The organism is Legionella maioricensis (assembly GCF_023618015.1).
Taxonomy (GTDB): Bacteria; Pseudomonadota; Gammaproteobacteria; order Legionellales; family Legionellaceae; genus Legionella; species Legionella maioricensis.
On sequence record NZ_JAJKBJ010000006.1, the window covers coordinates 64,482 to 88,247 of the forward strand.

Genomic DNA, 23,766 nt, shown 5'->3' on the forward strand with positions numbered 1-23,766 from the left:
AAGGTTAATCAATATGATCGCATTACTTGAAAATATACATTTAGCACTTCCTGAAATGATTGTGCTTGCCACCGCATGCCTTGCATTGCTCACGGATTTATTTTTTCGTCACAAATATAAATCCATCTCATTTTTTATAGCTTGCACCGGTTTGATTTTAGCAGCGTGTGTAAGTTACTTATATATAGGTAGTTTTAAAGTCATTATCTTTAATGGTTTATTTATTAGTGATGATGTAGCGCATGTGATGAAGTTCTTTGTATATATTACGGTTGTGCTTAGTTTTATCTATTCCCGTAATTATATAGACGAGCGTCAAATGCCGGGCGGCGACTATTATGTTCTTGGCCTTTTTTCTACTCTTGGTATGATGATTCTTATCTCAGCTCACTCATTACTAACTGTCTATTTAGGTTTAGAATTAATGTCATTGCCTTTATACGCCATGACGGCAATTAGACGCACTGACAGCGATGCGTCAGAAGCGGCAATGAAGTATTTTGTCATGGGGGCAATCGCTTCAGGTATGCTTTTGTATGGCATGTCTTTGATATACGGTGCGACTGGTAAATTAGATCTCTTAGACATTGCGAATGCCATTGCTGCTAACTGGCAACAACAAAACTTACTACTCTCTTTTGCCGTTGTATTTATTCTCGCTGGAGTAGGGTTTAAATTGGCTGCTGTACCTTTCCATATGTGGGCCCCTGATGTTTATCAAGGAGCACCAAACTCAGTAACCCTATTTCTTAGTACTGCCCCGAAGATTGCAGCTTTGGCAATGGCATTTAGACTGTTCACCATAGGTTTAATAGACATTACGGCACAATGGCAGCAAATCATCATCGTGATGGCTTTGCTCTCTGCGGGTATAGGTAATTTGCTTGCTGTGGTACAAACCCGAATTAAGCGCTTATTTGCTTATTCTGCGATCTCACATATGGGTTATGCTTTATTTGGAATTTTGGCAGCGACCCCGGCAGGATATTCGGCAGCCTTATATTATATAGTGGTTTATTCATTAATGTCTGCAGCTGCATTTGGACTGGTAGTTTTAATGTCGAATCAAGGTATGGAAATTGACAGTGTGGATGATTTGAAAGGACTCAATAAGAGAAGTCCCTGGCTCGCTTTTATGATGCTTCTTGTGATGTTTTCCATGGCCGGTGTTCCACCAACAGTTGGTTTTTTTGCTAAATTGCTGGTGCTTAAAGCGGTGGTAGATGTTCATTTGACCTGGATTGCAATTTGGGGATTATTATTTACGGTAATAGGTGCGTACTATTATTTACGAATAGTTAAAATAATGTATTTCGATCAACCTATTCATTCTGAACCCGTTGTGATTAGCAAAGGTAATAATTTGTTCTATTCACTCAATTGTCTCTCATTACTGTACTTAGGAATTTTTCCAGGAGCTTTAATTGCCACTTGCATTAATGCATTTGTTAATTAATTCAGAAACTTTGTTAAAAGTGCTTGCTAAGAGAGATAAGTACCAGTATACTTTCTCACAGTTGACGCGGGGTGGAGCAGCCTGGTAGCTCGTCGGGCTCATAACCCGAAGGTCGTAGGTTCAAATCCTGCCCCCGCTACCACTTTATTAGAACCCCATTTTTGGGGTTTTTTATTATGTTTAATAGGGTATTGTGCTAATCTAAGTCAGTTAACAGACTTGGGCGTGTGCGCCCTTTTTTTGTTTGTTACTATTATTATGATGCAAGATGAATTAGCACAATTACTATCTCCCACTATTAGTAATATGGGATATGAACTCTGGGGGTGTGAATACCTTTCTCAGGGTAAGCACTCGTTATTACGAATCTATATAGATAAACCTGATGGAATTGGGATTGAAGATTGTCAAGCGGTTAGCCATGCAGTCAGTGCTTTACTTGATGTTGAAGATCCAATTCCAGGGAATTATAGTTTAGAAATATCATCTCCAGGTATTCCCAGGCCCTTGTTTAGCTATTTGCAGTATCAACGTTATGTAGGGCATGTCGTTCAGGCGAAAACTTTTAAGCCGGTAAATGGTAAACGTAAATTGTCAGGTATTATTGTCTCAGCAACGGAGAGTGCAGTAGTACTGGATATAAATAATGAACATCAAGAACTACTTTTTTCAAATATTGTGAAAGCAAATTTGACAGTCTAGAGAGGCGAACAATGAGCAAAGAATTGTTATTAGTTGCTGAGGCGTTATCAAACGAAAGAGGCGTTAGTAAAGAAGTTATTATACTCGCCATTCAGGCCGCATTGGAGTCTGCAACACGGAAGATCTTTGGATTAGATATAGGTGTACGGATCAAGCTTGACCCTCGTACCGGTGAGTATGAGACGTTTAGATACTGGGATGTAGTAAATGAAGATGAACTGGAAGATCCAGAGTGTCAATTGACTTTAGAACAAGCTAAAGAGCGTAACCCATCAGTTACTATTGGTGGTCGAATTGAAGAGTTAATTCCTTCTATCGAATTTGGCAGAATTGAAGCGCAAACTGCTCGTCAAGTCATTATGCAAAAAGTTAGAGAAGCTGAGCGTGAATTAGTTATTGATCAGTTCCGTAATAAGTTAGGTCAATTAGTTTATGGAACAGTTAAAAAAGTAACTCGAGATAATATTATTATTGATTTGGGTGGAAAAGCTGAAGCATTTTTACCCCGTGCTGAAATGTTGCCTCATGAAATGTTTAGACCTAATGACAGGGTTCGTGCTTACTTATATGAAATTTCTCCTCAAGCTCGCGGCCCACAACTCTTTGTCAGTCGTACAAGAAATGAGATGTTAATTGAATTATTCCGCATTGAAGTCCCAGAAATTGGCGAGAATATTATTGATGTGAAAGCGGCAGCACGCGATCCAGGTAATAGAGCTAAAATTGCAGTAAAAACTAATGATGGTCGTATCGATCCTATTGGTGCCTGTGTGGGAATGCGTGGTGCACGGGTGCAGGCAGTTTCAAGCGAGCTTGGCGGCGAACGTGTTGATATTATTTTATGGGATGACAATCCTGCTCAGCTGGTAATTAATGCTATGGCACCAGCTGATATATCATCTATAGTTGTCGATGAAGACAGTCACACCATGGATCTGGCTGTGGAAAAAGATCAGCTATCTCAGGCCATTGGTCGCAATGGACAAAACGTGCGCTTAGCCAGCCAGCTAACCGGTTGGACTCTGAACGTGATGACTGTTGAGGAGTTTGAAAATAAAAATCAAGAAGAGTCTGGCAAAATAGTGAAACTATTTACTTCTGCACTCGAAATTGATGAAGAAATTGCAACATTGCTTGTAGCGCATGGATTTTCTACTCTTGAAGAAGTGGCATATGTGCCTAAAGAAGAACTGCTTGCTATAGAAGAGTTTGATGATGAAATTGTTGAAGAACTAAGAAACAGAGCGAATGACACTTTACTAACGATGGCTCTTACATCGGGTAAGGGATTATCTGGCTCTCCAGATGATTCACTTCTAAATATGGAAGGAATGAGCGACGACTTGGCTAATAAATTAGCCAGTAAAGGCATTACTTCTATGGAAGAATTGGCAGAACAATCTGTAGATGAATTATTAGAAATTGAAGGCATGACCGAAGAAAAGGCCGGTGCTTTAATTATGAAAGCAAGAGAACCATGGTTCATATAAAATCTTGGTTTTTGATAATATACACACCAATGTGGTGCTTGTAGTACTAGAATATATGCAGTTTTATAAAAAATTGCTGAAAGGGGATTAAAATATGGCGGATGTGACGGTTAAACAATTAGCTCAAGTCGTTGGTATCCCGGTTGAACGCTTATTGAACCAGTTACAGGAAGCAGGGTTGTCTTTCACTGATGATCAACAGACAGTGAATGAAGATCAAAAGCGGATTTTACTCAGCCATTTAAAGGGTAGTTCCGCACGCGATACTACCGATGCACCTGAAAGAATAACCTTAAGACGTAAAGTATCACAGGTTACTGTTGGTCATGATGTTCACAGCGGAAAGACAGTTAATATTGAGGTGCGCAAGAAAAAGACCTTTGTTAAACGCAGTACTATCGTAGAACAACCCGAGGTCAAAGAAGTTGCTCCTGAGGTAGAAGAAATTGTAGCTGATGAACAACAAATTGGAGCTAATGCTATTGCTGAAGCTTCTCCTGCTGAAGAGATAGAGAATATTACTCAGGTTGAAACCTCCGCAGAGGAAGAAAAAGCTGAAGTAGCAGAGCATCCTCTACCTGAAGAGGAACCGGCTGAGCCATTAGCAGTATTTACTGAACAGGCACTAGAGGACCTTACTGTACCTGAAGTGGCTCCTGTGGCTGCAGAAAAAGAAGAAGCTAAGTCTTCTGAAAAACCTGGTAAAAAGAAACATGCTGAGCCGACTAACTCCGATTCTGAGTCGGCTGAATTTAAGAAAGTTAAGAAAAAGCCTAAGTATCAATCTTTTGAACGTGAAGAAGACGAACAAGAGGGGCATCGTCGTGGTGGACGTAGTAAATTCAAAAAGAGAAAAGGTTCAGAAAAGTCAGATAAGTACAGAGAGGCGGAAGAATCTTTAACGCATGGTTTTGCCTTACCCACTACGCCCATGATTAGAGAAGTTCTGGTACCTGAGACAATTACAGTTGCTGAACTTGCAAAACGTATGTCAGTAAAAGCAGCCGAAGTAATCAAAGTAATGATGACTTTAGGAGCTATGGCAACGATAAATCAGGTAATTGATCAGGAAACAGCCTTAATCGTTGTTGAAGAAATGGGGCACAAAGCAGTTGTTATAAAAGAAGATGCTATTGAGGTTGGTTTAGGTGAGTCAATTTCTAAAGGAAGTCATACCGAGTCTCGTGCACCTGTCGTAACGATAATGGGGCATGTTGACCACGGTAAAACTTCTTTATTGGATTATATTCGTCGTACTAAAGTTGCTGCAGGCGAAGCCGGTGGAATTACTCAACATATAGGTGCTTATCATGTGAGTACTCCAAAAGGCGATGTTACTTTCCTTGATACCCCTGGACATGCCGCATTTACTGCAATGAGAGCACGTGGCGCGCAGGCAACTGATATTGTTATCTTGATAGTCGCTGCCGATGATGGTGTGAAACCACAAACAATTGAAGCAATTCAACATGCTAAAGCAGCAAAGGTACCTATTATCGTTGCAATTAATAAAATGGATAAGCCCGATGCTGATCCGGAAAGAGTAATGAATGAATTATCTACTCATGAAGTGATTCCTGAAGCTTGGGGTGGCGACACCATGTTTGTTAATATCTCGGCAAAATCGGGTATGGGTATTGATGATCTTCTTGATTCCGTTTTATTACAATCAGAAGTATTGGAGTTAACCGCATTAACAGATGGCGCTGCGAAGGGCGTTGTGATTGAGTCTAGACTTGATAAAGGACGTGGTCCTGTTGCTACTGTGTTGGTGCAAAGTGGAACCTTGCACAAAGGCGATATTTTATTAGCTGGCTTCCAATATGGTCGTGTCCGCGCGCTGGTAGGGGATAATGGTGATTTAGTGGATAGTGCCGGACCCTCTATTCCTGTAGAGGTCCTTGGTTTATCTGCCATTCCTCATGCAGGAGATGAAGCGGTTGTTGTTCCTGATGAGAAGAAAGCTAGAGAAGTTGCATTATTCCGCCAAGGCAAATTCCGCGATGTTAAATTAGCACGACGCCAAAAATCTTCTATAGAAGGCATCATGGAAAACATGACGGCGGCTGAGTCGAAAGTGCTGAATATAGTATTAAAAGCGGATGTTCAGGGTTCATTGGAAGCAATTTCTGATGCATTAGTGAAATTATCCAACGATGAAGTAAAAGTTGAAGTGATTTCCAATGGTGTAGGTGGAATTACCGAATCTGATGTTCACTTGGCTATAGCATCGAATGCAATTTTAATTGGTTTCAACGTTAGAGCTGATGGTGGTGCGAAACGTTTAGCCGAACAAGAGTCGGTATCATTGCACTATTACAGCGTTATATATGACATTGTGGATCAAATTAAAGGGGCTTTAACTGGTATGCTTGCTCCTCAATTTAAAGAGCAAATTATTGGTATTGCAGAGGTTCGTGATGTGTTCAAGTCACCAAAAATCGGTTCTATTGCTGGTTGTATGGTAATTGAAGGCTCAATTAAACGTAATAATCCCATACGTGTATTGCGTTCTAACGTAGTAATTTACGAAGGTACTTTAGAATCTTTACGACGATTTAAAGACGATGTTATTGAAGTGCGTCAAGGTTTTGAATGTGGTATTGGGGTCAAAAACTATAACGATGTAAAACCTGGTGATTTGATAGAAGTATATGAAACAGTTGAAATTAAGCGTGATTTATAAAGATGAGTAATAATTTTAAACGAACTGATAGAATTGCTGAGATGATCCAACGAAAATTGGCTCAGATTATTCCACAGGAAGTAAAAGATCCACGCTTAAAAGGATTCGTCACTATTTCAGCAGTTAAAGTGGCTGCTGATTTAGGGCATGCAAAAGTGTATTTTACTGTACTTGATGAAGATAAAAAGTTAGCTGCAAATATCTTAAATGCAGCGGCAAGCTATTTGCGAACCGCTTTAGCACGTAGCATCACTTTACGCACCGTTCCCCAATTGCATTTTATTTATGATGAATCAATAGAATATGGCGAACGTTTAAGTCGTTTAATTGATGAGGTAAATCCTCCAACTCCTGATGATAATGAAAGCAACTGAAATAAAATCATCAATAGACGGAATTTTATTATTAAATAAGCCTGAAGGAATCTCATCAAATGTTGCTTTGCAAAAAGCCAAACGATTGTTTGGAGCTAAAAAAGCAGGCCATACAGGTAGCTTAGATCCCTTAGCTACCGGGATGTTGCCTGTTTGCTTTGGTGAAGCGACCAAGATTTGTCAGTATTTGCTTGATGCTGATAAGTGTTACGAAACCACTGGTTTATTAGGTGTAAAAACTAATACATCAGATGCTACAGGTGAAGTTATTGCCCAAGTAGACGATTTTTGTATTACAGAAGTACAGTTAAACGAGATCTTAAGGCATTATAAGGGGCATATAAAACAGGTTCCTTCGATGTTTTCAGCGTTGAAACATAAAGGAACTCCTTTATATCGCTTTGCAAGAGAAGGTATTGAGATAGAGCGACAAGCAAGGGATGTCTTGATCAGTCAATTGCAATTGGACAATTTTGATGGAAAGCAATTTTCATTAACAGTAACCTGTAGTAAAGGTACTTACATCCGTAATTTAGTTGAAGATATTGGTGATGATCTGCAGGTTGGTGCTCATGTGACACGGTTACATAGGCTTTATACATCAGGATTTCAGCAAATGCCTATGTATACGCTCGATCAATTAGAAAAAATGTCTTTAAGCCAAAAACTTGATTGCTTGATCCCAATGGACAAAGCAGTGGAGTATTTTGCAAAGATTATCTTATCAGAAGATGAGGTATTTACTATTCGTCAAGGCAGAGTAATTGCCAGAAAGATGAATGTTGAAGTAACAGATTGTGTTCGTCTCTATAATGAGCAGGCACAGTTTATTGGATTAGGTGAGCGACAAACCAATGGAGATATAAGAGCAAAACGATTACTTGCATTCCGGGATTGAACCCGGATTATTACTTAATTTGATGCCTATTGGGAATAAAGATGAAATTTTTTGCACAAATTAATTTACAGCACTTGTATCGTTTTGTATGCCTTGGTAGAATGTCCCCCTTTAAATGAATACTTAGCTTAGTTCCAGGAGTGTATAATGTCGCTAAATAGCGCGGAAAAAGCAGAAATTGTTAATGAATACAAACGTGCCGATAAAGATACTGGCTCGCCCGAAGTTCAAGTTTCTTTAATTACTGGCCGAATCAAATATTTGACTGACCATTTTAAAGAACATAAAAAAGATTTTCATTCCAGACGTGGTTTACAAAGCCTGGTTAATAAACGTCGTAAGTTATTAAAATATTTGAAGCGCAATGATCAATCTCGCTATCAAACATTAATTCAAAGTTTGGGATTGAGAGATTCTTATTGATTGTTGAGGTTATGGTCTCTATAGAGACGAATCAAACACATACAGTCGTTTAAATAAAAAGGCGCAGTTTTCTGCGCCTTTTTTTTCGTTATAATTACTTGATGGGGAACATTACGTGGCTAAAATTACAAAAGAAGTAGCATTTGGTGACCACACCTTAGTGTTAGAAACTGGTGAAGTAGCAAGACAAGCTGATGGTGCTGTATTAGTAAGCATGAATGGTACTCAAGTGTTGGTCACTGTGGTTGGAAAAAAAGAAGGGGGCGAGAGCAACGGCTTTTTTCCACTCACCGTAAATTATCAGGAAAAATTCTATGCTGTGGGTAAAATTCCTGGTGGATTTAATAAACGTGAAGGAAGACCTAGTGACAATGAAACACTCATTTCACGTTTAATAGACAGGCCGATTCGACCTTTATTTCCTGATAGCTTCCGTAATGAAGTTCAGATAATCGCTACAGTTCTTTCTTTAAACCCTGACGTTTCTTCAGATATCCTCGCTATGATCGGTGCTTCGGCCGCTCTTGCTATATCCGGCGTTCCTTTCAATGGTCCAATTGGCGCTGCCCGCGTGGGTTATAAAGACGGTATTTATTTGTTGAATCCTAGCCGTAAAGAACTAGAACAATCCAGACTTGATTTGGTTGTTGCCGGTACTAAAGATGCGATTTTGATGGTTGAATCAGAAGCTAAAGAATTAAGCGAAGACGTCATGCGTGGCGCGATAATGTTCGGTCATGAAATGATGAAGAGCGTTATAAAAGCAATAGAAGAACTGGCAGGAGAGGCCGGGAAAGCTCGTTGGGATTGGCAAGCAGCTGCTATCGACACTAACCTACAAGATAGAATTGCAGAGATGTCCAAGCATGACGTTGAAGCTGCCTATCTGATTAGAGACAAACAACAACGATATCAACGTTTAGGCGAGTTAAAAGAACAAGCCATTGCTGCCTTGATGGTAGAAAACAGCGAGTTGAAGGCTGATGATATTGGCGAAATGTTTGGTGAGCTGGAACGCTCTATAGTACGTAACCGTATTCTTGATGGCGAGCCTCGTATTGATGGTCGTGATCATAAAACAGTACGTCCTATTGCTATTCGGACCAAATTCCTCGACAGAACTCATGGTTCTTGTTTGTTCACTCGCGGGGAGACTCAAGCGATTGTTGTTGCCACCTTAGGTAATGACCGTGATGCGCAAATTCTTGATGGAATCAATGGCGAGAGCAGAGATAGATTCATGTTGCATTATAACTTCCCTCCCTATTCTGTGGGAGAGACTGGAATGGTTGGTAGCCCTAAACGCCGCGAAATCGGGCATGGCCGTTTGGCTAAACGTGCTTTAATGGCAGTACTACCAGAAGCAGCTGATTTCCCTTATGTATTGCGTATCGTTTCTGAGATTACTGAATCTAATGGCTCCAGTTCTATGGCAACGGTTTGTGGTACCAGTTTGGCGCTTATGGATGCAGGTGTGCCCTTAAAAGCACCAGTTGCTGGTGTGGCTATGGGCTTAATTAAAGAAGGCGATCGTTTTGCCGTGTTGACTGATATATTAGGTGATGAAGATCATTTAGGTGACATGGATTTCAAAGTAGCGGGTACTGAAAATGGAATCACCGCATTACAAATGGATATTAAGATCACCGGTATTACTAATGAAATTATGGAGCAGGCTCTGGAGCAAGCTTTAGCGGGTCGTACTCATATTCTTGGGGTAATGAATAACTCATTGGCTGAGCATAGAGATGAACTGTCGCAACATGCTCCTCGCATCACAACGATGAAAGTAGCGGAAGATAAAATTCGCACGATTATTGGTAAAGGTGGCGCTACAATCAAAGGTTTGATTGAAAGTACCGGGGTTTCTATAGATATTGATGATACCGGTGTAATCCAGTTGTTTTCTCCAGATATGGACGCTCTGGAAGAGGCTCAAAAACAAATTAAAGCCTTAATTGCTGAAGTGGAAGTAGGTCAAACGTACCAAGGCAAAGTAAGCAAAATCGTTGATTTCGGTGCTTTTATCAATCTTTTACCTGGTAAAGATGGGTTGCTGCATATTTCTCAAATTTGCACTGACAGAACGCAAAAAGTCGAGGATGTGCTAAAAGAAGGTCAGGATATCGAGGTATTTGTTGCCGGTGTTGATAAACAAGGTCGAGTAAAACTGGAGTGGAAAGATAAGCCTCAGGCAGCAGAAGCGGCAGCGCCTGTTACTGAAGAACATCATGAAGTAGCTGACGCGGGTGATAATTCCGAAGAGGAATAAAAACCTCGAAGAACAGTTGTTCATTTCAACTGGCCCGCAACAAATAAAGTTTGTTGCGGGCTTTTTTATTTTGGTTCAAAAGTAGCCTGGTTGCTTGCAACCAGGCTACAGGTGCGTATATTGGGGCTATTAACGAATTAAATTCAAAAACTCACTGCGACTGCTCGCGTTAGCACGCATCTCACCTAACATCACGGAGGTAGTCATTACAGAATTTTGCTTTTCCACGCCACGCATCATCATGCACAGATGTTTTGCTTCTACAACGACAGCAACACCCCGAGCTCCGGTTATTGCTTCGATGCAATTGGCTATTTCACTAGTCATGCGCTCCTGAATTTGCAATCTTCTCGCAAAAAAATCAACGATACGAGCAATCTTGGATAATCCTATGACTTTCCCATTCGGCAGATATCCGACATGGCATTTGCCAAGAAATGGTAATAAGTGATGCTCGCACATAGAATACATCTCGATATCTTTCACAATAACGAGTTCACTCATGTCCGAATCAAACAGTGCCTCATTAATAATGTCATCAATATTTTCACGATAACCCTTAGTTAAATAACGCATTGCATTAGCAGCACGAGCAGGGGTATCTATTAATCCCTCACGAGTGATGTCTTCGCCTAATTCTTTAAGCAGATCAGAGTATAGTTGTTCCATAAAAAGAATTCCTAGCCTGGCGGCCAAGTCATTTGACGTCCGCCAAGTAAATGTAAATGAATGTGGTAAACTTCCTGCCCGCCACCAGAATTAATGTTAAAAACTAATCGGTAACCGTCCTCGCTAAGTCCCTCAGCCTGAGCTAATTTCTTGGCTCTTAAAACCATATTGCCCAGAAGCTGCGCGTCTTCCTCGTGGGTGTCATTAATTGTGGCTATATGCCGCTTGGGAATGACTAACACGTGGGTAGGTGCTTGTGGATTTATATCGCGAAAAGCCATTATATCATCATCTTGAAAAACCGCAGTAGCAGGAATTTCACCTCGGGCAATTTTGCAAAACAAGCAAGTCATAATTAACCTGATTAATCGATTAAAAAGATATTATACATTTCCTTCATTAGATTGCGACAGCTTGTCTTTGCCTTTTGGCGTAATTTTTCGCATAATAGGCTTTTTTACTTAGTATAAGGGTATATAAATGAGTTTAATGGAAATTAAGAGTGGCAAAGATGTGCCAAATGAAATTAACGTTATTATTGAAATCCCTATGCATGGTGAGCCAGTAAAATATGAAGTAGATAAAGAGTCTGGCGCTTTATTTGTTGATCGATTTATGGCTACTGCCATGTTTTATCCTGCGAATTACGGATATATTCCCAATACCCTGTCTGAAGATGGTGACCCTGTTGATGTGTTGGTAGTGACGCCCGTCCCTTTAATTAGCGGTGCTGTAATTGCCTGTCGTCCAGTGGGCATGTTAAAAATGACCGATGAATCAGGGATCGACGCTAAATTACTTGCCGTTCCTACTCATAAATTAAGCACCTTGTATCATGATGTCCAAACTCATTTGGATTTACCACAGCACTTATTGTTAACCTTGGAGCACTTTTTTAGCCACTATAAAGATTTGGAAAAAGGTAAATGGGTTAAAATAGAAGGCTGGGTAGGCCCTGATGAAGCACGTGAAGAAATTATCGCCAGCATAAAGCGCTTCGATCAGAATAAAAAATAAGACGGATCATCACCCAATAGTGCCAAAAAATTGTTCTGTATCTAATAATGATGAAGGGTTTATATCTTTTGAACCCTTCTTCAATCTCGCTTTCTTGATCACCTTATGATAATTTATTTTCTAGCACCAAAGGCTTAAGGAAATTAAGTGCAATTCCCTCTTTCAACATTATTAATCATATTGATTTTTTTGATTTTCTTATCAGGTTTTTTTTCTGGATCTGAGATAGGCATGATGTCTATTAATAGATATAAATTGCGCTACCTGGTAAAAAAGCAGAACAAACAGGCAATACGTGTTAACCAGATGCTGGCACGGCCTGATAGACTATTAAGTGTAGTACTCATCGGTAATACTTTAGCTAATATCGTTGCCTCTACCATAGCCACGTTAATTGGACAGCGTTTTTATGGTGATGCCGGGGTTGCTGTGGCTACTGCACTTTTAACCCTGGTAGTATTGGTTTTTGCCGAGATGACCCCCAAGACGTTGGCAGCTATTTATCCCCAACAAGTTGCGTTTGCTTCCTCATTGCCCTTAAAAATTTTACAGTGGATTTTTGCCCCCTTGGTGCAGGCCATTAGTCTTATTTCAAATGGGATTTTGCGTTTGTTTGGCATTTCAATTAATCGAATTCAAAAAGAGGCATTAACTGGCGAAGAGTTACGCTCCGTGGTGCACGAAGCAGGGGGACTTTTACCCATAGAGCATAAAAGCATGCTGATCAGTCTATTGGATCTCGAGCAGGCAACTGTTGAAGACATTATGGTTCCGAAAGCGGATATCGTTGGTATTGATTTGGAGCAACCCTGGCTACAACTTCTTGAGCAATTAGAGACAGCCCAACATACGCGCCTGCCTTTATACCGCGGGTCCATCGATAATTTAGTGGGAATGATTCATGCCCGAGATGTATTAAATTTGGCTTTAGAGCATAAATTGGATCTGGATACTTTATTAAAAATAGCTGATCCTCCCTATTTTATTCCAGAAGCGACCCCTTTAAATATTCAAATTTTAAATTTCAGGAAAATGAGAAGACGAAGTTGTTTCGTGGTAGATGAGTATGGAGATATTCTCGGTTTAGTCACCATGGAGGATATTCTTGAAGAGATAGTAGGGGAATTTACCACGGATATTGCTGCTCTTAGCCGAGATATTACCCCTCAAGACGACGGTTCGGTCATTGTGGATGCCAGTTCAACGTTACGTCATTTAAATCGAATGATGAGCTGGAATTTGCCTTTAATTGGCCCGAGAACATTAAGTGGCCTGATTATAGAGTATCTTGGCTACATTCCACCGGCGGACTCTTGTTTAACGATTGAAAATTATCGGATCGAGATTTTGAAAGTGAGTGACAATACGATCAAGGGAGTAAAAATGATCAAGGTGGGTAAGAAAAGAAAATAAAATCACCGGCTGTTAACTGGATGTTAGATTTATTCATCAATACTTTATGAATTCGTGCGATTTGCATCCCATATCATTTTTTGTTACGGTATTAATGCGCAGTATTAACAAATAATTATCACAGGAGAGCAAGAAGAAATTTTATTATTTCACAATGAACAACTGCTGACTGGAGTTTAACTAGCAGAAGGAGTGCACTATGAAGAATAATAATAAATTGACCGCATCCCGCGTACTTGAAGTGATTAACACGCTTTTTGAGCAAAATGGAAAAACGGATATTCCTGATATAAACGAAATTTGCTTCAGGGCCAAAGTAAGTCGTAACACCGCATTTAAATACCTATATGAGTGGTGGGAAAAATATCAAAAGAATGAGCACAACTCAGAGCTATTGAGTTATTTTCCAAGTCTGGAGCAGTTTCCGGAGGAAAATATATTACAAAACATCAGTATGCACCTCCAAGGCCTCGTCAAAGAGTTTGCCGTTCATAGCGACTCGCTTAATTATCTCCCTGATTCGCCTTATCCCCTGGGTAATTACCTATTGAATTCTTTGCAAGAAATTGAAGATAAACTGTTTATCGCTTTAGCCGAATTTGAAGAACTGCATCAAAGTAAGGAAATGGTGGAATTAGAACTTAAAAATACCCGCTTGGAAAGCAATCGTTTGTATGAAGAAATTGAAGAAATGCAGAATATTGCTAATAAAAAATTAGTGCAGTTGCAGGAAGAATTAGATGCCAGTAGGCGAGAGGTTATTGCCGCGGATCACTTGGTTAAAGTCCTAAAGCGAGAAAAACGTATGTCACAAAAGAACTTGTTTTATTATTATAAATTCAATTCTTAACTAATGTGACTTGAGCTATTAAGACAACTTCTTGAGCCGGTTTTATTTTAATAGCTTAAGTTTTAAGTCCGTATCTTCAATGATTAGATTTACTAAAAGTTAAAGGGATGGATTGAGTTGTCTTCTATTATTTGTTTTTCCGGAGCATTTTGTATGAGTTGTTCCAGACTACCGTGTTCTGCAACCAGCCCTCCTAATCTTCCTTCTGACAAGGCAGCTCGTTCCACACTGGTTAGTGGTGCATTTAATTGGGGAGCGGTTGGGTCAAGCAGCTGTTTTAATTTCGTAGCCGCACTTATTTTAACGTCACGATTTTTTTCATGGAAGTGATCGCTTCCCGAAATGGCGTCCATAATTAAATAAATTAAAGACATTACCCCTAAAAAGTTATAGTGAAAAGACCATTCATTTCTTCTCATCTCAATATATCCTTCAAGGCTTGGAATAAGAGGGGATAAAACTTCGGGCTCTGTATCCTCAACCGGAGTAAGTGGAGCAGAAATTTCATCCTGTTCTGTTTTGATAGGAATAACAGGGGGGGCATCCAGCGCCGTATTGTCAGGAACAACTGGGTTTTTATCGGGTATTGGCAGGGTATGAACAACCAGAGGGACATCGGGTATTGGTGGGGTATGAATAACAGGAGGTTCAAAGAAAGTGGTTTTAGGACGAACCACAGAAGGTTTTGCAGGGGGCGTCTTTATCTCCTGGGGCTTAATCGTTATTGATGGTCTTGAAGCTGATTGCAAATAAGATTCGGTTTGCATACAAGGGTAATAATGTTGTTTTGCAACCAAAGCAAAAATATGGTCGCAGCGAATTTTAAGATCTTTGAAGTCATTCTTGGGATTTGTTATTTGCGAGTCCAGGAACGAGGCCGCTTCACGGAATAAGGTTAAGCTGGAAAGCAGTTTAAGGTCATCGGGCTGTCCCATTAGTTGATCAAGACGCAGGTTGGGGTGGGAACTTAATTGGGATTCAATAATCTTAATTATTTTATAATAATTCTTAAAAAGAGTCTCATCACGGAGGTAATCACAAGCCTCCTCAAAATTTGCAATGCCATAATATTGGGAGGGGGCACTGAAGCCAAGGATGCCTAGTTGAGGAAGAATATACCAAATCCAGTGGGTTCTTTTCTTACCCGCAGTTATTTCTCTTTCTGCCTGCGCATAGCCGTCAACTTCTTTTAACTGCGCATCACGAAAACGGTCGAGATCGGACATTCTAATTCTCCGGTTAAATAACCAAGCAGCCAACATGGTTTTTTTACAATCTTACTGTAATATGATTGTGCAAGTATACCTTAATTTTAGAGGATAAGCTCCCATTTGTTGCGTTTTTATAAAGCAAAAGGCTTGAAATTTGATCCCCATGAGGAGCAATAAAAAAATAATGCCGGATTTAATAGAGAATGATGTTATTAAAGGAAGTTATTTATGATGAAAATTAGTTTGGCCCAAGAGCGTGGTCATGCCAGTCGGGGCCTGTCTGTTTCAGTCCTAAATTGCATCATTCAATAGGCAAAAATTTATGATAAAGTGAATCCATTATAAATGGAGTGGCATAATTGAAATCAAACTCACTTTTTAACCGCTTGTTGCTTGCGATAGTCACCCTATTGTTTTTTCATTCCATTATGGCGGCTCATCGCACGGTGAACCTGACCGTTAAATATAAAATGGTGCAATTCGCCGGGAAAGTCAGAAAAGCCATTGCCGTAAATGATCAGATACCAGCTCCTACCTTACATTTTAAAAAAGGGGATAAGGTTACTATTAATGTGTATAACCAACTGGATAAAGAAACGGCCATTCACTGGCATGGTTTAATTCTACCTTGGCAAATGGACGGGGTTTTAGGCGTGACCCAACATGGCATTCCGCCTGGAGGCGTTTTTCATTATCAGTTTACTTTGGAGCAAGCTGGCACTTATTGGTATCATGCTCATGCCGGATTACAGGAACAACAGGGCCTGTATGGTGCTTTTTTAGTTGATCCGCCCAATCCTCCGAACTATAAGTATACTAAAGATTATGTAGTCGTACTGTCGGATTGGAGCAACACGGAGCCAGAACAGATTCTGGCTAATCTTAAAAAAGAAGGAGATTTCTACGCTCCCAAATTTCCATTACAGCCCTCATTAGTCAAGTTTCTTCATGATTATCATCACGCTTCCGCCAGTGAACGGAAAGAAATTGTTGATGATTATAAAATGATGCAGCAAATGCGGATGAGTATTTATGATATTAGTGATGTAGCCTATGATGCGTTCCTATTAAATGGCCGTTCAAAATTAAATCCATGGACAGCCCCAGTAAGTGTTGGTGATATTGTACGACTTCGTTTTATTGGGGCAGGCGGTAGTACTATTTTTAAGGTCAAGATTCCTGGTTCTTCTATGCAAATGGTGCATGTGGAAGGAAACGATGTAGTACCCTATTCAATAAAAGAGTTTAAAATTGCACCTGGTGAAACTTATGACGTGCTGGTCAAAATCCAAAGAAACCATCCTTATATTATTTATGCCGAATCCATTGATACCCTAGGGGCAGCTTATGGCGCTTTAGTCACGCAACCTCATCAATCAGTTCATTACCAGAACGTTACTCCATTTCCTGAACCAGTGCCTGTTATGCGAGAAATGATGTCCTTGATGATGAGTGACAGCGGCTCTTCTTCCATGAATAAGCACAGCAGCAAGTCGCATTCAATGAAATCACCTCATATAAAAATGAATCATGATATGAAAATGGATCACGGGATGAAGATGGATCATGGGATGCAAATGGGGGCTATGCATATGAATATGCCTACAGAGCCTACCTTGATAGGGGATAAGTTGACCTCTTTTGTGCCTTCCCCTGCCAAGACAATGGGTACAAAATATCAAACCTTAAAAGCAGCAGTTAAAACCAATGATCCTGATAAACCGGTAAGCAAGGTTATAAAAATGGAGTTATTTGGTTATATGGAACGCTACATATGGTTTATTAATGGTGTTCCCGAGTATCTGGCTCGCCCCATCCCTTTAAAGCCCAATAAACGTTATCGTTTTATTTTTACCAATCCATCAATGATGCGTCATCCCATGCACATACACGGACATTGGTTCATTTTACGGAATGGGCATGGCCGTTATGATCCGTTATTGCATACTCTGGATGTGCCCCCTGGAGCAACTGTTACTGCTGATCTTGATACCGACGCCAGCGGTCAATGGCTTTTTCACTGTCATCTTCTTTATCATATGATGAGTGGCATGTCGCGAGTATTTCAGTACACCACCTTAATCGAAATTACAAAAGGGCAGGCAAAACCGGAACATGTCGTGAAACAAACCGCCTATGTTAATCGCCCCATTGTTCGCGTTGATAAAGAGCCTATTGATCCCGCATTGGTTCGTCATCCTATGGCACACCCGATGAGTATATATAAGGCAAGTTTTGTGGATCTGGGGGCAGATCCTTTTCATCCGGTGCAAAAACTGACGTTTAAGGGGTTATACGGTCGAGACTATAACAAACTTGAATTATTTATTAATGATGCTGAAGCGAGCAAAGGTACTATTCCCAATGCGGATTTGGATATTTTTTATTGGCATCTGGTCTCTCAATTTTGGGCAATAAAAGGGGGCGTCAATTATTTTTATCGTCCAGCCTTAACCCCATATTGGCAACCGGGCATTGGAATTGAAGGATTAATGCCCTATTTTATCGATACCAATATTCGCGGCTATTATTACCATGGAAGTTTTAAGTTGGATGCGGAATTGGAACGTGACTCTCAAATTACCAATAACTTGTTTTTAAGAACAGGAATTAGAACCATTTTAGCATCTAAAACAGTCGTAGCTGCGGCCATTGGCAATGGTCTAAATCAAATGCGCTACATCGTTAGACCTTATTATCGAATGACACCTGGATTAAATGTTTTTGTTGAATATGAACATGAACAGGATTATGGATCATTTAAAGCGATGCAACGTCTTGAGGAAGAGAGTGAGGCTAAAGACACAATCATTTTGGGGCTGTCAATGGTGTTTTAAGAGAGTTGACCATTTGTCAGCTAGTTTTTTTACGGTTTTCTTGAATGAGTGAAATTGCTTAAAGAGCAAATTTATACGAGCCGATTGTTACCTTTACTCAATATTGGGGTCTGAAGATGCTTATCGAGCCGGGACGTCATTAAAAGAACTATTTGTAAAAAATATAAATAGGAAGTATCATTTTGAGTCTAAACTTATTGTAGGTCGAAACAAGAGTTACCAAAATGAACACAACCAAATTTTTTGGAGAAAAACTAAGCGCTAGAAAGATGTTTACTTTAGGTGGGTTGTTTAGTTTTTATCAATTTACGTATCAGAATGTTAGAATTGTTTTGCTAGGAGAAATTCATGACACAATGAGTAGAAAATTAGCTATGGAATACATTAAAGTTTTAAATGAATTCATAATCGATTGCGACAGTGTAACGATTCTTCTAGAAAGTATTGAAGGCGATGAAAAAAATAACTCAGAACAATTGAGCTTTATGGATAGTATTCTATTACTTAGTTCTGCTAATTTGTCAGTGCAACATGCAGATAAACGTCATTATAATGAAGGCTTTACAGATTTGTTTCTCTATTTTAAAACCTTATCAGAGCTACCTCCTTCTAAAACTTCCCATTTTGATAATCCCAAGTTTACAGGTATTCTCCATGAATTGGCTGAGGATTATAATAAAAAATTTAGTTTTTCAGATTTATTTAATTTATTTAATTTAGAAATAGAGTCTTTAACTCAATTAGAAAAAAAAGTTACACCTATTAATTTACGCTTAAGTGACTATATCCACTCCTGTATCAAAAATATCGTTAAAGCACTCGATATGGCAAAAAGCCTGGAAAAAGAAAATAGTTTTACCAGTAGCGATGGGGAAAGAAAAGAATCAGATTCAATTTTAGATATTTGTATTGAACGAATGGAGCAGACGAAATCTTTTGAAATAATAATTGCATGGCTGGAGATTTATTACTTGTATGAAATTTATCATTTTGATGCGACATTAATGATGGATTTATGGCAAACACTTCATCAAAAAGATAATAGTACAACGGTTATTATTGTTAGCGGAAATACTCATACAGAGCATTTGGCTAATCTATTAAAATTGATTGCTATACCCGTTGATCAAATGACATCAGAGCAACAAGAGAGCCGAATTTCGCCAGTTACTCTGGAAGAATTATTAATAAGCCCCCTAGCCAACCAACATAATGCATATTAATAATTAGGAATTATGTAGCAGGCGATGGGATAATCAATCCACCTTTTTGCCAGTCGGTTTCGCACTGATTTTTGCTGGAGTAAGGTTGTTAGTGATACTGAACACCGTTCTATCTACCCGTCGCTGAAGCATGATTTCAACCATTACTGTTTCATTCGGATGAAGAATTTTGTTAATGTCTGCAAGCGAGGAATGAAAATCAAGTAACCTGTAATAGGCGAGAGCCTGGTCACTTGACTCAGGGTATGCCTTAATACGGAACCCCAGATTCCCCTGCATTTTAGGCGTATTAATCCCTGCTTCCATGATATCGTAGTCAAGATAATAAGTCAGTTTTCCGCGATTATTCAGGTTTCGCTGGCGATCTACGAAAAAACCTTTAGGAAGCGCCAGCTCGCTATATTTGGGGCCAGCGGTTAGATAAAGATCGTAATCGACAAGATGATTGCCCCGGTCATCAATAAGCCGGAAAATAATCATAGAGTAGCGGTCGGTGATATACTCGCGCTTATAGAGAAGGGTCTTCACTGATTCTGTGTGCTCCTTTTCTTGAGTTTCTTGAGTCATCTTATCCAGCTCTTTGGCTAAAGTATTATAGGCGTCGCGATTTTTTACTTGCAGACAGCGAAGGACCCATATTGCCGTGGGATGAGTGGCTGCATTGGCCAGAGTAACACTACGTATGATTCCCATATTTTTACCCGAATGCGAACACGCGGGCAGAATCCCAAATGCCGTTGGTTGGGTGCGTGTCATTTTGGCGACCACAAGATTTTCACCGTTATTCCCCTCCTGGTGTAACTTTAATAGACTGTAATTCATATTGGCAGCAGTTACGCGTACAACTCCATCAGACCCGGCTTCTCCCGTGTAGGAGTTAATCGCATCATAAAGTTGGCGATCAATTCTCTGACCTGTAAGTACAAAGGAATAGATACCATTAGCAGTGCAATCGTAGTCAAGCCAACTTTCATTAAGTTGCCAGCTCATATCGCTACCGAGTTCAAGCCAATCAAGAACTTGCTGTCCTGGTTCAATGCCTTCAAAAAAACTCTTTATACGGGCTAGTCGGGATTTACCAAGTTGAGCAAGTGCGGAGCCGTGGTTGGAGGGCGCCAGCATAATGAGATGGCTCAATGGGCATTTGGCAAGATTGTTCTTAAAGTATAAATCCATCCATTTACGAACAACGGGGCCACCGGTAGAGTGAGTGATACAAGCAAAACGCTCTCCATCTCGCAGCTTATCAGCAATTTCATCACGCACTGCTTGATCAAATGCACGAGCGATATCGTCAACCGTTACTGTATCGTCAAAGCTGACGTAGTGTCCGAGATAAATATTGCCAACTTGAATATTCAGCTTTCCGTCTTTGCTTTGACTTTCAAGCCATTGAGGAAGCTCCCCATAAGTATTGGTATGCGTGACACTCCAACCATGGACGAAAATAACAATCATAACTTTCCTTAACTTACTGTGGCGCGACAAGGGGCACTAAAAATAAGTGCAGTGACCGATTACTCCTTTGTCTTTATCAAAATAATATTACTTTAGATGAGGTGATGTACAATCTATCTATCAGTTCCGTCATCAGAGACGCGGGTCCTGCTGCTTTACTTGAAGTAGGTCCAACACAATTGGCGTAAAAATTAACAGCGGTTTTCGCTGCAATGAAGCGATCAGGTTCAATGGCATGAAAAACTCCAATAATAGATGAAAGTAAGCTGCTTATCCCTGCAACTTTTTGCAGGAGCAGGGAGTCAAAATTAAATTGATTGAGCTGTTTGGAGTCAATAACTATGTGTCTTTTTCCACTCACAACTACTGTCAGGTTGTGTTTTTCTGACAATGATCTTGCATGTTCCACGGTGGTATTAATATCAATTGGATTATTATGTTGCATGGTTAATTGTCCGGTTAACAAACCGGAAATTTCATTTGGGTAGCCTCTGACGATGGAAATTTTATGATTACTAATCAGGTCAATTGCGGTGTCGGTTCTATATCGACTTGCACCGGTACCGACTGGATCTAAAATAATGGGGATGTTTATCTCATTGGCTATTTGGCAAATACGGTTACTGAGGGTGATAAATGCATCATCTAATTTGCCTAGGTTAATAACCACAGATTTAGATAGTTTCAGTAACTCTTCTATTTCCTGCTCCGCATTACTCATTATTGGAAAGGCGCCTAAACTGCGTATTCCGCTGACTATAAGCTCCATAGAGTAATAATCGCTACAATTAAATATTAAAGGTTTTTCCAGTTTAATCTTGGTTAAGATCTCATTTATTTTTTGAGTCATAAAAAGTCCTTTTTTGTGTTTTAAATGATTTAAAACACTGTTCTCCACAAGAGACTGATAAACAAAAGATTCCCGCAAAGTAATAGCGAATTTAGCATAACAAAATTGAAAATAATAATATTAATAATGGGGTTAATCCAAGCATGGCAGTTTCATTCATTCAAGAGAATAAAATTTGCTTTTTAAGAAAAGCCAACCTAACTTTAATACAGGACTCGTAGACAAACAGGTTTACGATTGCATACGGAGAGGATATTAAAATGAGCCACCATGACCATAAAAAATTTAAAAATGAATCACAAGATGCTCGTCGTCGTGATAAACATAATGCCACTCATCCAGAAGAAAAATTTGGTAATCCCGAAGAGAAAATAGAGCAGACTCAAGTTAAAGAGACTAAATCAAACAAAAGAAAATAAAGGGTCAGCGCTTTGGGGCGTTGCCTGGATGCCGAGAACAAGTCGGCGTTGTTGCATCAATCTATTTTAGTACACCTACATCCCGCGGACAAGCCGCGGACGTAGGAGGTACGTCGCAGTACGTCGAAGAACCAAGTCAACAGATTAGTATTTAACGGTTGCCTTAATTCTTTTTTAATAGATCCTATGGCTGTTCGACGTGAAAAAGATAACGGTATGTAGTGGGAAATGGATAAGCCATCTCCCTAGTTGATTATTAATAATTATCGATCATAAACTTGGACATGCTTTGAATTCCAACATCTGCCGTTTTGGCAATGTTTGTGAACATTCGTATGTTTGCAAACACCATTGACACAGGTTGTTTTGTTTTTATTATAGTTCCATGCGGCATAACCATTAGATATAAAACCCGTTGCAATCAGTACAATGAGAAGGCTTTTAATGTAAGATGAAAACATAATAAACTCCTTTTTTCGCCAATCTAGCAAGACTTAAATTACCGTTTTCTTTTAAACAGTATAGATTAGTTTTTGATCAAAGGTTGGTTTTTTGTTCGAATAAGGGGCACTGATGGGGTATCCTAAATCAATGGAAAAATAGCTGGATTTCCTAAATATCCGCCATCCCACTCCTCGTCAATTTAATGGCTTGAAATAATTTAGGCAGGCTGAGGTCAGATAAAAGCTCCATGCGCCTCGTCACTCTGAAGGGGCAGATTAATTTTTTTTCTTGCCATGAAAATTCCCCTGTAAATAATCCTCGACCACCTCACCATAGGGTAACGTTAAATCAGTAACAAAATGTACTGCTGAAACGATTTTTTTAATAGCGAAATCGGCTATGGGGGCCAGAGCATGAGGGTGTAACTCCAAACTGCCGGGCCCTGTCCAGGCTCCTTTTACCGTGATGTCTTGTAGATAAGTTCTCGTTAATTGATTAATTTCAGGGGTGCCATCTACGCCAGGTATATTTTTTAGCAGAAACACTGGTTTTTTCATCGTATTTAACACCAGCTGCTGATCCAGCTCATGGTGCTTGTATCCCATAGTAGCTGTGGCAATGCGCACACTGCCATAATTCAATATACCAAGCAGAACATCTTCCTCAACGAACAATTTGGGCTTGGCTAATTTTTTGGGGAACCCCCAAATTTCTCGTCCTCCGGCGATGGGTGCATGACAATCGAGAAACATCGAAATGGTGAACGTTCCCTCTTCTCCTTTATAACGAACAGGAATGACTTGTCCTGATTCTGTATAATCACCGAAACCGGTTGAGTCCGGCATCCGAATGAATTCAAATTTCACCACCGGTTCAAGTAATTCAAGTCCATCAGGTAAGATAGCTTCCAGTAGTTTCGGCTCCGTTTCATAGGTAATAATGAAAAACTCTCTATTAATAAATCGATAAGGGCCGCTTGGATAGGTGCGTATCCATCGTGGTTCAGGCATATCAAACTCATTTATCATTGATGTTTTTTTCATTAGTCTATTCCCTTAAACCGTTTTAAATAAA

General features: G+C 39.8%; 19 protein-coding genes, 1 tRNA gene and 2 pseudogenes. 16 read left to right on the forward strand and 6 right to left on the reverse strand.

The window, feature by feature from the left end:
- Positions 1–13: 13 nt before the first annotated feature.
- The 10 genes and pseudogenes from nuoN to pnp all read left to right on the forward strand — a co-directional run bounded on the left by nuoN (position 14) and on the right by pnp (position 10,301).
- On the forward strand, positions 14–1,456 hold the full coding sequence (gene nuoN / locus LOX96_RS06920) for an NADH-quinone oxidoreductase subunit NuoN (RefSeq protein ID WP_250420872.1): 1,443 nt from the start codon (positions 14–16) through the stop codon (positions 1,454–1,456).
- Between the two features lie 65 nt (positions 1,457–1,521).
- A tRNA-Met gene (locus tag LOX96_RS06925) sits at positions 1,522–1,598 on the forward strand.
- 116 nt (positions 1,599–1,714) lie between these two features.
- Positions 1,715–2,158, forward strand: coding sequence for a ribosome maturation factor RimP (gene rimP / locus LOX96_RS06930; RefSeq protein ID WP_250420873.1), 444 nt, complete (start codon positions 1,715–1,717; stop codon positions 2,156–2,158).
- A gap of 11 nt (positions 2,159–2,169) precedes the next feature.
- The gene (gene nusA / locus LOX96_RS06935; RefSeq protein ID WP_250420874.1) at positions 2,170–3,648 is read left to right on the forward strand and encodes a transcription termination factor NusA; all 1,479 of its coding nucleotides are present in this window, start codon (positions 2,170–2,172) and stop codon (positions 3,646–3,648) included.
- A 94-nt stretch (positions 3,649–3,742) separates the two neighbouring features.
- Positions 3,743–4,100: pseudogene (locus LOX96_RS17690) on the forward strand (translation initiation factor IF-2 associated domain-containing protein); the annotation flags it as partial.
- A gap of 212 nt (positions 4,101–4,312) precedes the next feature.
- Positions 4,313–6,334: pseudogene (infB, locus tag LOX96_RS06940) on the forward strand (translation initiation factor IF-2); the annotation flags it as partial.
- Between the two features lie 2 nt (positions 6,335–6,336).
- Entirely contained in the window at positions 6,337–6,708 is a 372-nt protein-coding gene (gene rbfA, locus LOX96_RS06945) for a 30S ribosome-binding factor RbfA (protein ID WP_250420876.1), read from the forward strand.
- A complete protein-coding gene (gene truB, locus LOX96_RS06950; protein WP_250420877.1) occupies positions 6,695–7,606 on the forward strand; it encodes a tRNA pseudouridine(55) synthase TruB in 912 nt (303 codons plus the stop codon). Before rbfA ends, truB begins: the two co-directional genes overlap by 14 nt.
- Positions 7,607–7,753: 147 nt before the next feature.
- Complete coding sequence (rpsO, locus tag LOX96_RS06955) at positions 7,754–8,029, forward strand: 30S ribosomal protein S15 (protein ID WP_250420878.1); 276 nt, start codon at positions 7,754–7,756, stop codon at positions 8,027–8,029.
- A gap of 115 nt (positions 8,030–8,144) precedes the next feature.
- Positions 8,145–10,301: a polyribonucleotide nucleotidyltransferase gene (pnp, locus tag LOX96_RS06960; RefSeq protein ID WP_250420879.1), complete on the forward strand. Its 2,157-nt coding sequence runs from the start codon at positions 8,145–8,147 to the stop codon at positions 10,299–10,301.
- 129 nt (positions 10,302–10,430) lie between these two features.
- On the opposite strand, the gene folE is transcribed toward pnp, so the two are convergent.
- On the reverse strand, positions 10,431–10,970 hold the full coding sequence (folE, locus tag LOX96_RS06965; RefSeq protein ID WP_250420880.1) for a GTP cyclohydrolase I FolE: 540 nt from the start codon (positions 10,968–10,970) through the stop codon (positions 10,431–10,433).
- An 11-nt stretch (positions 10,971–10,981) separates the two neighbouring features.
- Positions 10,982–11,323, reverse strand: coding sequence for a histidine triad nucleotide-binding protein (locus tag LOX96_RS06970; RefSeq protein ID WP_250420881.1), 342 nt, complete (start codon positions 11,321–11,323; stop codon positions 10,982–10,984).
- Positions 11,324–11,450: 127 nt separating this feature from the next.
- On the opposite strand from LOX96_RS06970, the gene ppa reads away from it, so the two are divergent.
- From ppa to LOX96_RS06985, 3 genes are all read left to right on the forward strand, one after another.
- Positions 11,451–11,987 (forward strand): inorganic diphosphatase, encoded by a 537-nt coding sequence (ppa, locus tag LOX96_RS06975; protein ID WP_250420882.1) that lies wholly within the window; start codon positions 11,451–11,453, stop codon positions 11,985–11,987.
- 147 nt (positions 11,988–12,134) lie between these two features.
- On the forward strand, positions 12,135–13,400 hold the full coding sequence (locus LOX96_RS06980; protein ID WP_250420883.1) for an HlyC/CorC family transporter: 1,266 nt from the start codon (positions 12,135–12,137) through the stop codon (positions 13,398–13,400).
- 199 nt (positions 13,401–13,599) lie between these two features.
- Entirely contained in the window at positions 13,600–14,250 is a 651-nt protein-coding gene (locus LOX96_RS06985) for a hypothetical protein (RefSeq protein WP_250420884.1), read from the forward strand.
- A gap of 92 nt (positions 14,251–14,342) precedes the next feature.
- Here LOX96_RS06985 and LOX96_RS06990 read toward each other — a convergent pair whose 3' ends face one another.
- Complete coding sequence (locus LOX96_RS06990; RefSeq protein WP_250420885.1) at positions 14,343–15,476, reverse strand: DUF1810 family protein; 1,134 nt, start codon at positions 15,474–15,476, stop codon at positions 14,343–14,345.
- Positions 15,477–15,889: 413 nt separating this feature from the next.
- Here LOX96_RS06990 and LOX96_RS06995 point away from each other — a divergent pair, with 413 nt between their 5' ends.
- Together LOX96_RS06995 and LOX96_RS07000 are read left to right on the forward strand one after the other, a co-directional pair.
- The gene (locus tag LOX96_RS06995) at positions 15,890–18,298 is read left to right on the forward strand and encodes a copper resistance system multicopper oxidase (protein ID WP_250420961.1); all 2,409 of its coding nucleotides are present in this window, start codon (positions 15,890–15,892) and stop codon (positions 18,296–18,298) included.
- Positions 18,299–18,522: 224 nt separating this feature from the next.
- Positions 18,523–19,521 carry a hypothetical protein gene (locus tag LOX96_RS07000; protein ID WP_250420886.1) on the forward strand — a complete coding sequence of 333 codons (999 nt, stop codon included), beginning with the start codon at positions 18,523–18,525 and terminating at the stop codon, positions 19,519–19,521.
- A gap of 33 nt (positions 19,522–19,554) precedes the next feature.
- On the opposite strand, the gene plaB is transcribed toward LOX96_RS07000, so the two are convergent.
- Together plaB and thiM are read right to left on the reverse strand one after the other, a co-directional pair.
- Positions 19,555–20,979 (reverse strand): phospholipase PlaB, encoded by a 1,425-nt coding sequence (gene plaB / locus LOX96_RS07005; RefSeq protein ID WP_250420887.1) that lies wholly within the window; start codon positions 20,977–20,979, stop codon positions 19,555–19,557.
- Between the two features lie 76 nt (positions 20,980–21,055).
- A complete protein-coding gene (gene thiM / locus LOX96_RS07010) occupies positions 21,056–21,829 on the reverse strand; it encodes a hydroxyethylthiazole kinase (RefSeq protein WP_250420888.1) in 774 nt (257 codons plus the stop codon).
- Positions 21,830–22,089: 260 nt separating this feature from the next.
- Between thiM and LOX96_RS07015 the strand changes: the two genes are divergently transcribed.
- Entirely contained in the window at positions 22,090–22,248 is a 159-nt protein-coding gene (locus LOX96_RS07015) for a hypothetical protein (protein ID WP_250420889.1), read from the forward strand.
- Between the two features lie 719 nt (positions 22,249–22,967).
- Here LOX96_RS07015 and LOX96_RS07020 read toward each other — a convergent pair.
- Positions 22,968–23,735, reverse strand: coding sequence for an acetoacetate decarboxylase (locus tag LOX96_RS07020; RefSeq protein WP_250420890.1), 768 nt, complete (start codon positions 23,733–23,735; stop codon positions 22,968–22,970).
- Positions 23,736–23,766: the final 31 nt, after the last annotated feature.